Origin of the sequence: Pseudomonas fluvialis (genome assembly GCF_002234375.1) — a bacterium.
Lineage (GTDB): Bacteria > Pseudomonadota > Gammaproteobacteria > Pseudomonadales > Pseudomonadaceae > Aquipseudomonas > Aquipseudomonas fluvialis.
The window spans coordinates 144598-157656 of sequence record NZ_NMQV01000003.1 but is presented as its reverse complement, the minus strand read 5'-3'; the positions used below and the strand labels follow the sequence as shown (position 1 = coordinate 157656).

Annotated in this window: 13 protein-coding genes; 7 read left to right on the top strand and 6 right to left on the bottom strand. The window is 65.6% G+C overall.

From position 1 onward, the window contains the following. Window positions 1-46: 46 nt before the first annotated feature. From CFY91_RS02330 to exaC, 3 genes are all read right to left on the bottom strand, one after another. The gene (locus tag CFY91_RS02330; RefSeq protein WP_093984728.1) at window positions 47-832 is read right to left on the bottom strand and encodes a M90 family metallopeptidase; all 786 of its coding nucleotides are present in this window, start codon (window positions 830-832) and stop codon (window positions 47-49) included. Window positions 833-930: 98 nt separating this feature from the next. Next, on the bottom strand, window positions 931-2079 hold the full coding sequence (gene yiaY, locus CFY91_RS02325; RefSeq protein WP_093984727.1) for an L-threonine dehydrogenase: 1149 nt from the start codon (window positions 2077-2079) through the stop codon (window positions 931-933). Window positions 2080-2177: 98 nt separating this feature from the next. Continuing rightward, the gene (exaC, locus tag CFY91_RS02320; RefSeq protein WP_093984726.1) at window positions 2178-3698 is read right to left on the bottom strand and encodes an acetaldehyde dehydrogenase ExaC; all 1521 of its coding nucleotides are present in this window, start codon (window positions 3696-3698) and stop codon (window positions 2178-2180) included. A gap of 299 nt (window positions 3699-3997) precedes the next feature. Between exaC and CFY91_RS02315 the strand changes: the two genes are divergently transcribed. Next, window positions 3998-5842: a sigma-54-dependent Fis family transcriptional regulator gene (locus CFY91_RS02315; RefSeq protein ID WP_093984725.1), complete on the top strand. Its 1845-nt coding sequence runs from the start codon at window positions 3998-4000 to the stop codon at window positions 5840-5842. Window positions 5843-5845: 3 nt separating this feature from the next. Here CFY91_RS02315 and CFY91_RS02310 read toward each other — a convergent pair whose 3' ends face one another. Beyond that, window positions 5846-6301 (bottom strand): GNAT family N-acetyltransferase, encoded by a 456-nt coding sequence (locus tag CFY91_RS02310; RefSeq protein WP_093984724.1) that lies wholly within the window; start codon window positions 6299-6301, stop codon window positions 5846-5848. A 199-nt stretch (window positions 6302-6500) separates the two neighbouring features. Here CFY91_RS02310 and mpl point away from each other — a divergent pair, with 199 nt between their 5' ends. The 6 genes from mpl (at window position 6501) to cueR (ending at window position 11516) form a co-directional block, all read left to right on the top strand. Continuing rightward, a complete protein-coding gene (gene mpl / locus CFY91_RS02305; protein WP_093984723.1) occupies window positions 6501-7853 on the top strand; it encodes a UDP-N-acetylmuramate:L-alanyl-gamma-D-glutamyl-meso-diaminopimelate ligase in 1353 nt (450 codons plus the stop codon). A gap of 27 nt (window positions 7854-7880) precedes the next feature. Further along, window positions 7881-8318, top strand: coding sequence for a hypothetical protein (locus CFY91_RS02300; RefSeq protein ID WP_093984722.1), 438 nt, complete (start codon window positions 7881-7883; stop codon window positions 8316-8318). Beyond that, window positions 8315-8944, top strand: coding sequence for a flavin prenyltransferase UbiX (ubiX, locus tag CFY91_RS02295; RefSeq protein ID WP_093984721.1), 630 nt, complete (start codon window positions 8315-8317; stop codon window positions 8942-8944). Before CFY91_RS02300 ends, ubiX begins: the two co-directional genes overlap by 4 nt. After that, window positions 8937-9233: a YceK/YidQ family lipoprotein gene (locus CFY91_RS02290; RefSeq protein ID WP_093984720.1), complete on the top strand. Its 297-nt coding sequence runs from the start codon at window positions 8937-8939 to the stop codon at window positions 9231-9233. The genes ubiX and CFY91_RS02290 overlap by 8 nt, the downstream gene beginning before the upstream one ends. Before the next feature lie 70 nt (window positions 9234-9303). Next, the gene (gene ftsH / locus CFY91_RS02285) at window positions 9304-11115 is read left to right on the top strand and encodes an ATP-dependent zinc metalloprotease FtsH (RefSeq protein ID WP_093984719.1); all 1812 of its coding nucleotides are present in this window, start codon (window positions 9304-9306) and stop codon (window positions 11113-11115) included. After that, complete coding sequence (cueR, locus tag CFY91_RS02280; RefSeq protein ID WP_093984718.1) at window positions 11112-11516, top strand: Cu(I)-responsive transcriptional regulator; 405 nt, start codon at window positions 11112-11114, stop codon at window positions 11514-11516. The genes ftsH and cueR overlap by 4 nt, the downstream gene beginning before the upstream one ends. Here the strand turns inward: cueR and CFY91_RS02275 are convergent. Further along, the gene (locus tag CFY91_RS02275) at window positions 11479-12075 is read right to left on the bottom strand and encodes an eCIS core domain-containing protein (RefSeq protein WP_093984717.1); all 597 of its coding nucleotides are present in this window, start codon (window positions 12073-12075) and stop codon (window positions 11479-11481) included. The genes cueR and CFY91_RS02275 overlap by 38 nt on opposite strands. Before the next feature lie 55 nt (window positions 12076-12130). Further along, the gene (locus tag CFY91_RS02270; RefSeq protein ID WP_093984716.1) at window positions 12131-13015 is read right to left on the bottom strand and encodes a PA4780 family RIO1-like protein kinase; all 885 of its coding nucleotides are present in this window, start codon (window positions 13013-13015) and stop codon (window positions 12131-12133) included. Window positions 13016-13059 lie beyond the last annotated feature (44 nt).

The following is a 13059-nucleotide window of genomic DNA, read 5'->3' as shown; positions in this document are numbered from 1 at the left end:
GCGGCGATTATAGGGGCAAGCCCCGCGCCCGGCTAGCGACTTATGGCTATATCGACGTAGCCGGCAGGCGCTGCAACGGGTCCTGCCGGTAGAACAGGCGCAGCTGCCGGTAGACCTGCGGATAAGCCTGCAGGAGCAGATCTGGCGCGCTGAAGAAGTACTCGCTGCACACGGCGAAGAACTCGCCTGGGCAACTCGCCGCGTAGGGATCGATCAGCGTATCTGCTGCCGGGTCGGCATCCAGTTGTGCATTGAGATCGTCGAACGCCGTTTGCAGGCTGTGGCTCCAGTCTTCCAGGCGCATGTCCGCATGCAGCGGCGGCAGACCGTTGACGTCGCCATTGAGCATGTCCAGCTTGTGCGCCAGCTCGTGGATGATCAGGTTGTAGCCGTGCCACTGGCCACTTTCCTGCACGCCAGGCCAGGCCAGGATCACCGGCCCCTGCAACCAGGCCTCGCCGCTGCGCGCATCGTCCCACTGGTGCTCGACACCCGTGCTGTCGCGGTAGCGCTGCGGGCTGAGGAAGTCGTCGGCATACAGGATGATTTCATGGAAGCCCTGGTACCAGTCCAGGTCATCCAGCGCCAGCAGCGGCAACTGGGCCTGGGCGGCCAGGCGCAGGCGCTGGTAATCGTCCAGCGGCAAATCGCCGACGCAGCTCAGGCGCTTGTCACGCAGAAACAGCAGGCTACGTTGGGCCAGGCAATGCAACTGGGCCTCGGTGAGGCCATGCAGCAAAGGCAGAGCGGCGACCACCTGCTGCCACAGCGCGGGATCGAGGGGATGGCGGGCCAGCCAGCGACGCTGGCGCCAGGCGCGAAACGACCACATGCGGGAACATCCGGACAATGTCGGCGCCCCATGCGCCAACCCGACGCACCTTAGAGACAGCGTCGGGCTGGAGCAAGCTCGGTAAGGTTGCCAGCCCCTCAGAAGGCCGCGTGGAAGATCGCCTCGATCTCCGCCTGGCTGGCCGGGCGTGGATTGGTCAGGCCGCAGGCATCCTTGAGGGCATTGGCGGCCAGGGTGGGGATGTCCTCGCGACGCGCGCCCAACTCGGCCAGGCCGGCGGGAATGCCGATATCCACCGACAGACGGCGGATAGCCGCCAGCGCACACTCCGCACCAGCCGCCTCGGACAACCCCTCCACCGATTCGCCCATCGCCTTGGCCACATCGCGCAGGCGTGCCGCGCTGACCTGGGCATTGAAGGCCTCGACATGCGGCAGCAACACCGCATTGCAAACCCCATGAGGCAGGTCGTAGAAACCGCCCAACTGGTGCGCCATGGCATGTACATAGCCGAGCGAGGCGTTGTTGAAGGCCATGCCGGCGAGGAACTGTGCGTAGGCCATCTGCTCACGGGCCTGCAGGTCATCACCCTGCGCCACGGCCTGGCGCAGGTGCCGGGCAATCAGCTCGATGGCTTTCAGCGCGCAAGCATCGGTGATCGGCGTGGCAGCGATCGATACGTAGGCCTCCACCGCATGCGTCAGTGCGTCCATGCCGGTGGCCGCCGTCAGCCCCTTGGGCATCGCGGCCATCAGCGCCGGGTCATTGACCGACAACAGCGGCGTAACGTTGCGATCGACGATGGCCATTTTCACGTGGCGGCTTTCGTCGGTGATGATGCAGAAACGGGTCATTTCGCTGGCCGTGCCGGCCGTGGTGTTGATCGCTACCAACGGCAACTGCGGCTTGCTGGAGCGGTCGACACCTTCATAGTCGGCAATCTCGCCGCCATTGGTGGCGCAGAGCGCGATGCCCTTGGCGCAATCGTGGGGCGAACCGCCGCCCAGCGAGATGATGAAGTCGCACTGGCTCTGGCGCAGCAGCGCCAGGCCCTTCTGCACATTGCCAATGGTCGGGTTGGGCTGCGCACCGTCGAAAATCACCGCGTCGATACGCTGCTCGGCCAGCAGGCCGGCAACCCGTTCCGCCACCCCGGCGCGGGCCAACCCGGCGTCGGTGACGATCAGCGCCTTGCGCAGGTTATAGCGGGCAATGGCCTGCATGGCTTCGCCGAGACTGCCCAGGCCCATCATGTTTACCGCGGGGATGAAAAATGTGCTGCTCATCAGAATTTCCTTATTGAGGCGTTGTGCCTATGCACAGGGTTAGAAACGCAGCCTCGGTAAAAAGTTGTCGAGGCTGCTTGCCACAGATCAACGCTGGCTCAGAAAAAGCCCAGCGGACGAGTGTCGTAGCTGACCAGCAGGTTTTTGGTCTGCTGGTAGTGATCGAGCATCATCTTGTGGGTTTCGCGGCCCACCCCGGACTTCTTGTAACCGCCGAAAGCGGCATGCGCTGGGTACAGGTGGTAGCAGTTGGTCCACACCCGCCCGGCCTGGATGGCCCGTCCCATGCGGTAGGCACGGTTGATGTCGCGCGTCCACAGCCCGGCGCCCAGGCCAAACTCACTGTCATTGGCAATCGCCAGGGCCTCGGCCTCGTCGCGGAAGGTGGTCACCGCCACCACCGGGCCGAAGATTTCCTCCTGGAACACACGCATGCCGTTGTGCCCCTTGAGCAAGGTCGGCTGGATGTAGAAGCCCCCCTGCAGCGCTTCCGCCTGTTCGGCCGCCGCACCACCGGTGAGCACCTCGGCGCCCTCGGCGCGGGCAATGTCGAAGTAGCCGAGGATCTTCTCGAACTGCTGGGCCGAGGCCTGGGCGCCGACCATGGTCGCGCTGTCCAGCGGATCACCCCGGCGGATGCGCGCGATCTTCTCCATCACCACAGCCATGAACTGTGGATAGATGGACTCTTCGATCAGCGCCCGCGACGGACAGGTGCACACTTCACCCTGGTTGAAGAAGGCCAGCACCAGCCCTTCGGCGGCCTTTTCGATGAACTCCGGTTCAGCCTGCATGATGTCGGCGAAGAAAATGTTCGGACTCTTGCCACCCAGTTCGACGGTGCTCGGAATAATGTTGTCCGCTGCACAGCGCAGGATGTGCGCGCCAACCGGGGTGGAGCCGGTAAAGGCGATCTTGGCGATACGCTTGCTGGTGGCCAGCGCCTCACCCGCTTCGCGGCCAAAGCCATGCACCACGTTGAGCACGCCGGGCGGCAGCAGATCGCCGATCACTTCCAGCAGCACGCTGATGCCCAGGGGGGTCTGCTCGGCCGGCTTGAGCACCACGCAGTTGCCGGCGGCCAGCGCCGGGGCGAGCTTCCAGGCGGCCATCAGCAGCGGGAAATTCCAGGGGATGATCTGTCCCACCACGCCCAGCGGCTCGTGGAAGTGGTAAGCCGCCGTGTGTTCGTCCAGTTCGGCCGCGCTGCCTTCCTGGGCGCGGATGCAGCCGGCGAAATAGCGGAAGTGATCGGCCGCCAGGGGAATATCGGCATTCAGGGTTTCGCGGATCGGCTTGCCGTTATCCCAGGTCTCGGTCACCGCCAACAGCTCCAGGTTGGCCTCGATGCGCTCGGCGATCTTCAACAGGATAAGGCTACGCGCCTGCACCGAGGTGCGCCCCCAGGCGGGGGCCGCGGCATGCGCCGCATCCAGCGCACGCTCGATATCGCTGGCATCGGAACGCGGAAACTCGGCAATTGCTGCGCCGGTAACCGGCGTGCTGTTGACGAAATACTGTTCCTGCAACGGCGGCACAAAGCGTCCGTTGATGAAATTGCCGTAGCGGGCCTTGTAGCTGACGATGGCACCGGGGGTGCCGGGATGGGCATAACGCATGAGGCTGCTCCTGGATCTTGTTGTTGGTTAGCGCCGGGCCGTCTGCACCCGCCAGTGGCAGGCGAGGACGCAGACGCACCCGTCCGATGCCCGGAGCAAGAGCCAGGCCAAGCGCTTAGAAGACCGGCCTAGAGCCTCTGCCGTCGGTGCCGAAGACGGCCCTGTGGCCGCCATGACACAGCTGTGCCATGACAGTGTCCCGGAAATGACACAGCTGCTGACCGTTCGGTCATTCGCGCATTGCCAGTTCGCTGACGATCGCCGATGCTGCCGCAGAACCCGCCGCGGAGCGCCCGACCATGTCCAGCCTGCAACCTGCCAGCGACCCGCTGATCGCCCGCTCCTGGCAGCGCTGCGCCGAGCAGCACCAGCTCGATCCCGGCCAGTGGCTGGCACCCTGCGTGCTGGAGCACGGCCGTATGCTGGAGCGCCGCGAATACCTGCAACCCCTGTTGCGCGTAGCCAGTGGTGAGATGCACAACCTGCAGCGCCAACTGGCCGGCGACGGCCATGCCTTGCTACTCACCGATGCCCAGGGGGTAATCCTCGAATGCCTGGCGGCCGCGGGCGACCGTCCGCTGTTCCAGCGCGCCGGCCTGTGGCTGGGCGCCGACTGGAGCGAAGCCGGCGAAGGCACCAACGGCATCGGCACCTGCCTGGTCGAGCGCCAGCCATTGACCATTCATCGCCAGGAGCACTTCCGCCAGTGCCACAGCAGCCTGAGCTGCTCGGCCGCCCCGCTGTTCGATGACCAGGGCGAACTGCTCGCCGTACTCGACCTGTCCTCGGTGCGCGAAGCTCCCAGCCGCCAACAGCAGTTCCACAGCATGGCGCTGGTCAACCTGTCGGCCAAAGTGATCGAAAGTGCCTACTTTCTGCGTTGCCATGAGCAGCATTGGCTGCTGCGTTTCCATCCCCAGGGCGAATGCCTGGGCCTGTTCAGCGAGGGCCTGCTGGCCTTCGACGAGCAGGGCCGGGTGCTGGCGGCCAATGCCGCCGCGGTCAACCTGCTGGGGCACAGCCAGCAGGCGTTGCGCGGCCAGTCACTGGAGCAGTTGTTTGCCTGCACGCTGGGCCAGCTGCTGGCCCAGGCACGCCGCCAGCCTCGCCTGGGCTGGCCGCTGTACCGCCACGATGGCCACGCCCTGTTTGCCCTGTTGCGCCAGCCGGCCCGCCAGGCAAACCCGGCAACACGCTGTGCACCGTTACCTGGCCAGGTGGTCGCACGGCGCGGGCCGTGCCTGCGCGACCCACGCCTGCAACGCGCCCTGAAGCAGGGCCTGCGCGCCTACGAACGTGACCTGCCACTGCTCTTGCAGGGCGAAACCGGTGTCGGCAAGGAAGTCTTCGCCAAGGCCCTGCACCAGATCAGCTCACGAGCCCAGCAGCCCTTTGTTGCCCTGAACTGCGCGGCGCTGCCGGAAAGCCTGATCGAGAGTGAGTTATTCGGTTACCAGGGCGGCAGCTTTACCGGAGCACGCAAGGAAGGCATGCGCGGCAAGCTGCTCCAGGCACAGGGCGGCACCCTGTTGCTCGACGAGATCGGCGATATGCCCCTGGCCCTGCAGACCCGCCTGCTACGGGTGCTGGAAGAACGTCAGGTAGAACCCTTGGGTGGGCACAGCCAGGCGCTGGATGTGCGAGTCATCAGCGCCAGCCATCACGACCTGGCGCAACGGGTGGCCAGCGGCCAGTTCCGCGCCGACCTGTACTACCGCCTGCATGGCCTGGCCCTGGCGCTGCCGGCCCTGCGCGAGCGCGAGGACCGCGCTGCGCTACTGGACAGCCTGCTGGCCGAGGAAGCCCAGGGCAGCCCGCCGCCGCTCAGCGAGGCCTGTCGCCGTACCTTGCTCGACTATTCCTGGCCGGGCAATGTGCGTCAGCTGCGCCATGTATTGCGCGGTCTGTTGGCCCTGCATGAAGGCGGCACGCTGCACTGGCAGGCCCTGCCGGCAGAACTGCGCCAGGCCAGCCCGCCCGCCGAACAGGCCAGCGCAGGGGCACTGCAACAGGCCGAGCGCCAGGCACTGCTCGACACCCTGCAGGCGCACGCCTGGAATGTCAGCGATTGCGCGCGGCAACTGGGCCTGAGTCGCAACACGCTGTACCGCAAGCTACAACGGCATGGCATTCGCCGACACTGACGCTCAGTCCTGGCTGATCGGCAGGATGAAGTTCTTGAACTCGTGGTCTTCGACGAAGCCCAGCGACTCATAGAGTTTGTGCGCCACGTCGTTGTTGATGCTCGAAGAAACCCGCATGCGGATCGCCTGGGTCTCCTTGGCCATCTTCTTCGCGGCCTGGATGAGATGGTCACCGACCAACTGGCGACGGGCCTCCTCGCAGACGTAGATGTCGTTGAGGATCCACACGCGCTTCAGCGACAGCGAGGAGTAGCTGGGATACAGCTGGCAAAAACCGAGGATGCGCTCCTCGTCATCCGGCATGGCCAGGTAGATCACCGACTCCTTGCGGCTGATACGGGTGGAAAGAAACTTGCGCGAAGACTCCGGGTAGGCCACCTGGCCAAAGAGTTCACGGTACTTGATGAACAGCGGAGTGAGCTGGTCGAGGTGTTCCAGGGTGGCTTGGACGATTCGCATGCTGGCTCTCGCAGTAGGGTCAAGGGACATCGCCACCTGAGCGCAGGCGACAACGTGCAGGGATGCTGCATTAACTCTAGTGGAAAGCGCAATCCAAACAAGCGTTTGCCCGCCTGCCCCGGACTGGGGCGGCTGCCGGGGGCTGTGCTACTCTCGCGGCCATCTGGCGCGCCCTGGCGCGGTACACCCTGGAGTTTCCATGCACATTCATATCCTCGGCATCTGCGGCACCTTCATGGGCTCGCTGGCAGTGCTGGCCAAGGAACTTGGTCACCGCGTCACCGGCTCCGATGCCAATGTCTACCCGCCCATGAGCACCCAGCTGGAAGCCCAGGGTATCGAGCTGATCCAGGGCTACGACCCGGCCCAGCTGGAGCCGGCGCCGGATCTGGTGGTGATCGGCAATGCCATGAGCCGCGGCAATCCGGCGGTGGAATATGTACTGAACAAGGGCCTGCCCTATGTCAGCGGCCCGCAATGGCTGGCCGACCATGTGCTGCAGGGCCGCTGGGTCATGGCCGTGGCCGGTACCCACGGCAAGACCAGCAGCTCCAGCATGCTCGCCTGGGTGCTGGAACAGGCCGGCATGAGTCCGGGCTTCCTGATCGGCGGGGTGCCGCAGAACTTCGGCATTTCCGCGCGCCTCGGCGGCACGCCGTTCTTCGTGGTGGAAGCCGACGAATACGACAGTGCCTTCTTCGACAAGCGCAGCAAATTCGTCCATTACCGCCCACGCACCGCCATTCTCAACAACCTGGAGTTCGACCACGCGGATATCTTCCCGGACCTGGCGGCCATCGAGCGGCAGTTCCATCACCTGGTGCGTACCGTACCGGGCGAAGGCCTGGTCATTCATCCGGCCAACGACACCGCCCTGCAACGTGTCATCGCCATGGGTTGCTGGACCCCCGTGCAGACCACCGGCGCAGCCGGACAGTGGCAGGCACGCCTGCTGGCCGCCGACGGCTCGCGCTTCGAAGTGCATTACGACGGCAAGCTGGCAGGCATCGTCGAGTGGAACCTGACCGGCCAGCACAACGTGGCCAACGCCCTGGCGGTGCTGGCCGCAGCGCGCCATGTCGGCGTAGCGCCCGCCCTGGGGATCAGCGCACTGGGTTCGTTCATCAATGCCAAACGGCGCATGGAGAAGGTCGCCGAAGTACAGGGTGTGACCCTCTACGACGACTTCGCCCACCATCCGACCGCCATCGCCACCACCCTGGACGGCCTGCGCCAGCGTATCGGCAGCGCCAAACTGATCGCCATTGTCGAGCCGCGCTCCAACTCCATGAAGCTGGGCGCGCACCGCGATGGGCTGCCGCAGTCCGTGGTACAGGCCGATTCGGTGTACTGGTACGCGCCGCCGAATCTCGGCTGGGATCTGGCTGGCACCGTGGCGACCTCGACCGTACCGACGCAGGTTTGTGATTCTCTGGAAGCGATCATTGCCGGGGTCAAGGCCGAAGCCACGCCCGGCACCCAGATCGTGGTAATGAGCAACGGCGGCTTTGGCGGCCTGCATGGCAAGCTGGCCAAGGCGCTGGAGGCCTGACGCGCATATCGGCTTACGGAGGCAGGCATGGATGACTTCAACCCCTATCGGACACCAGGCAGTCTTTCCACCACGGAAACGTTGCCCGGCTCTGCTGCCCAGGGCTGGGTCTATCGGCTAGTGAATCTGCTGTATGCCTTATTGATGGTGCTGGCCACCCTGATTCTGGTAACCAGCAACCGGCAAATCTTGACCGATACGCGCGCGCCCCTGGCGCTGCTGATGTTCTATGCACCCGTGCTGTGCTACCTGCTGGTAGGCCGGGGCACTCCGCGGCTGGTGCGATTCGGCCTGAGCCTGCAGGCCCTGCTGGTGCTGTGGCTGATCTACCGATGCCTCGACCACCTGCTCATTGCCAGCCCGCAGTTGCGCATCGGCAGTTTCCTGCTCGCAGTCAACCTGCTGGCCCTGCTTGGCGGCCTGCGCCAAGCCAAGCTCAAACCTTTTGCCAAGGAGCACGCATGAACGGTCCCGAACGCATCACCCTGGCCATGACCGGCGCCTCTGGCGCGCAGTACGGCCTGCGCCTGCTCGACTGTCTGGTGCAGGAAGAGCGCGAGGTGCATTTCCTGATTTCCAAGGCCGCGCAACTGGTCATGGCCACCGAAACCGATGTGGCGCTGCCCAGCAAGCCGCAGGCCATGCAGCAGTTTCTCAGCGAATACACCGGCGCCGCCCCCGGACAGATTCGCGTCTACGCCAAGGAAGACTGGATGGCCCCGCCGGCTTCCGGCTCCAGCGCGCCGGCCGCCATGGTGGTGGTGCCCTGCTCCACCGGCACCCTCTCGGCGATCGCCAGTGGCGCCTGCAACAACCTGATCGAGCGGGCGGCCGATGTCGCCCTCAAGGAACGCCGGCCGCTGATCCTGGTGCCGCGCGAAGCGCCCTATTCGAGCATCCATCTGGAGAACATGCTCAAGCTGAGCAACCTCGGCGCCACCATACTGCCCGCCTCGCCGGGCTTCTATCACCAGCCGCAGACCCTCGACGACCTGGTGGATTTCGTCGTGGCGCGCATCCTCAACTGCCTGCAGATTCCCCAGGACCTGCTGCCGCGCTGGGGCGAGCACCACAACGGCAGCCATGACTGAGCGCACGCTGGCCGCCTGCCTGCTGCTGGCCTGCCTGCAGCTCGGCGGCTGTGCCAGCCTGCGCACCCTGGATGCCGCCCAGGCCGATGCACCGATCATCTACTCCGGCACCCGCCTGGACTGGTACAGCCTCAACGACGGTTGCTGCCCGCTGCAGCGCTTCGGTGCACTGCCACCCCGCTATGCGGCACTGGACCTGCCAGCCAGCCTGCTACTGGATACCCTGCTGCTGCCGCTGGCCATCGCCGCCGAACTGGGCGTGACCCTGAATATCCGCGGCGGGCGCTGATCCCGGTCAGGCGGCGTCACGGCTTTCTGCGCATAATGGCGGCCTGGCCCATGACGCGATGGAACGGTTGATGAGACAGCACGCCCCTTTCCACATCAGTTACTGGCTGATCGCCGTGATCGCCTTTCTGCTCCTGCAAAGCCTGCTGGACAACCAGCAGCCGGTCGCACGCATTCCCTACAGCGAGTTCGTCAGCCAACTCAAGGAAGGCCGCATCAGCGAACTGGCCATCAGCGAACGGCAGATCGAAGGCCGCCTCAAGGAACCCCTCAGCGGTGGCCAACTGCGCTTCACCACCTTGCGCGTGGAACCCCAGCTGGCCGCCCTGCTCGAACAGTACCCGGTGCGCTACAGCGGCAAGCTGGAAAGCACCCTGCTGCGCGATGTGCTGTCCTGGGTGGTGCCGGCCCTGCTGTTCTTCGCCATCTGGCTGTTCCTGCTCAAGCGCCTGGGCAGCATGGGCGGCAGTGGCATGCTGCAGATCGGCAAGAGTCGCGCGCGGGTCTATGTGGAAACCGACATCCGGGTGAGCTTTGCCGATGTCGCCGGTGTCGACGAGGCCAAGCAAGAACTGCAGGAAATCGTCAACTTCCTCAAGGACCCCCAGGGCTATGGCCGACTCGGTGGACGCATGCCCAAGGGCATCCTGCTGGTTGGCCCACCCGGCACCGGCAAGACCCTGCTGGCCAAGGCTGTGGCCGGCGAGGCCGGGGTGGCCTTCTTCTCCATCTCCGGCTCGGAGTTCGTCGAAATGTTCGTCGGTGTCGGCGCCGCACGGGTCCGCGACCTGTTCGAGCAGGCCCGCGCCCAGGCACCAGCGATCATCTTCATCGACGAGCTGGACGCCCTCGGCCGTGCCCGTGGCGTTGGCCCGCTGGGCGGCGGGCATGACGAGAAGGAGCAGACCCTCAACCAGTTGCTGGCCGAGCTCGACGGCTTCGACAGCCGCGGCGGCCTGGTGCTGCTCGCCGCAACCAACCGCCCGGAGATCCTCGACCCGGCGCTGTTGCGCGCCGGACGCTTCGACCGCCAGGTGCTGGTCGATCGCCCGGACCGTGCCGGGCGTGTGCAGATTCTCGCCGTGCACCTGCGCAAAGCGCAGCTGGCCGACGATGTCGACCCCCAGCAGATCGCCGCACTGACCCCCGGTTTCACCGGCGCCGACCTGGCCAACCTGGTCAACGAAGCGACCCTGCTGGCGACCCGCCGCCAGGCCGATGCGGTGGCGATGGATGATTTCACGGCGGCCATCGAGCGCATCGTCGCCGGCCTGGAGAAGCGCAATCGCCTGCTCAACCCCCGCGAGCGCGAAGTGGTCGCCTATCACGAAATGGGCCACGCCCTGGTGGCCATGGCCTTGCCGGGCAGCGACAAGGTACACAAGGTATCGATCATTCCGCGCGGCATGGGTGCGCTGGGCTACACCATCCAGCGGCCTACCGAAGACCGCTTCCTGATGACCCGTGACGAGCTGCAGGACAAGATGGCCGTACTGCTTGGCGGGCGCGCCGCGGAATGGCTGGTGTTTGGCCAGCTGTCCACCGGCGCCGCCGATGACCTGGCCAAGGTAACCGACATCGCACGGGCCATGGTGACCCGCTACGGGATGAGCGAACGCCTCGGACATATCGCCCTGGAACGCGAACCGCAGGCCTTCCTGGCGAACGACCTGGCGGGCTGGCAGGCGCGGCACGACTACTCGCCCAACACCGCTACGGCAATCGACGAAGAGATCCGCGCGCTGATCGACCATGCCTTTGCACGCAGCCTGCAACTGCTTGAAGCCCGCCGTGCCCTGCTGGAGCGCGCCGCCCGCCAGCTGCTGGCCACGGAAACCCTGGATGCCACGGCCTTGCAGCAACTCGTCACGGAGGCCGTATGAATATCAGTCAGGCCGCCCGGCGCAGCGGGCTTTCCGCCAAGATGCTGCGCCACTACGAACAGATCGGCCTGCTGCCGGCCGCCGGGCGCAGCGCCAACGGCTACCGGCAGTACGGCGAAGACGACCTGCGCCGGCTCAACTTCATCAAGCATGCCCGTGACATGGGCTTTTCCCTGGAGGAAGTCGGTCAGCTGCTCGGCCTGTGGCAGGACCAGCAGCGCAGCAGCGCCGAGGTCAAGGCCCTGGCCCTGCAACATATCGCCAATCTGGAGCAGCGCATCGCCGAACTGAGCAGCCTGCGCGACACCCTGCGCCAGTTGGCCGATAGCTGCCAGGGCGACCAGCGGGCCGACTGCCCGATCCTCAGGGGCCTGGAGCAGGGAGCCTGTTGCGCCTCCTGAGCGCCAGGCGCACCTCGTTCTGCAAGGCATAGGCCGGACGCTCCAGGCTGTCCGGGTCACTCAGGTAACGTGCGGCAAAGCCCTCCACGCCCAGTTCCAGGTACTGCTGCACATGCAGCAGCTCGTGCGCCCAGAGCGCCACGTCCTGCTCGGCCTCGTGGGCATGCTGGAAGATCACGACGTCGATCAGGGTGATGGCATTGATGTCCGGGTTCTGCAGCACACCATGGCTGAGGCTGGTCGGGTTGGGATCGCCGACCCGGTAGCGCACCTGCTCCAGCAGGGCGCGATCGAAATAGCCAGCCAGGGCTTCCCGCAGGGCGGCGGGGATCGGCTGGGTGCCCGCCGCCAGGGCGCGCTGCCGGGAAGCGATGATCCAGTCGCGCAAGCCTGGCACGGCCACTTCCTGCACACCGCGATGCAGCGGCGACTGCTCGTCCACACACAGACACAGCCCGACACAGACCAGCGCCTGACCAGCCGGGCAGCGCTGTGCCGCCGTCCAGGCGAAGCTCGGCAGGCTCAGGCAGCACAGCAGGCAAAACAGGCGCAGCAACATGGCAAGACTCGACAGCAGGAACCTGGCGACTGGGACAACGCCGCCGTTTAGCCGTTCAACGCGCCCAGGGCGGCGTCGGCTCCGGCGCTTCCTGGTCATCGGCCTGCAGGGCGGCCTGACGGCGCGCCTCGTCGGCCAGCGCCGCCTTGATCTCACGCAGTACGGCCTGCACATCGGCACTGTCCTGCGTTTCCTCGACCTTACCGGTCAGCGGGCTGTCGGGCGTCAGCTTGCCTTCTTCGAACAGCGCCCACATTTCCTCGGCATAACGGGTGTCGAGCAGCTCGGGGGCAAACTGGCCGAAATACTCGGCCATGTTGCGCACGTCACGCTGCAGCATGCTGAAGGCGTGATTGTTGGCCGCCGCGTCCACCGCCTGCGGCAGATCGATGATCACTGGCCCGTAAGGGTCGAGCAGCACGTTGAACTCGGAAAGGTCGCCATGTACCAGGCCGGCACAGAGCATCTTGACGATCTCGCCGATCATGAAGGCGTGGAACTCGCGGGCATCCTCGGGCAGCAGGTCGACATCGTTGAGGCGCGGCGCGGCATCACCGTAACCGTCATCGACCAGCTCCATGAGCAGCACGCCGTCCAGGTAGTCATAGGGCTTGGGCACCCGCACCCCGGCATTGGCCAGGCGGAACAGCGCGGCCACCTCGGCGTTCTGCCAGGCTTCCTCCTGCTCCTTGCGCCCGTACTTGCTGCCGCGCGCCATGGCCCGTGCATCACGCGAGTTACGCGTCTTGCGCCCTTCCTGATACTGCACGGCCTGGCGAAAACCGCGCTTGTTGGCCTCCTTGTAGACCTTGGCGCAGCGCAGCTCGTCGCCACAGCGCACCACGTACACCGAAGCTTCCTTACCGCTCATCAGCGGGCGAATCACTTCGTCGATCAGGCCGTCTTCCAGCAACGGCTGCAGGCGTTTCGGGGTCTTCATGGAGTTCGGCGCAGGGCTCGGCAACGGCACATGGCGCCTGTTAT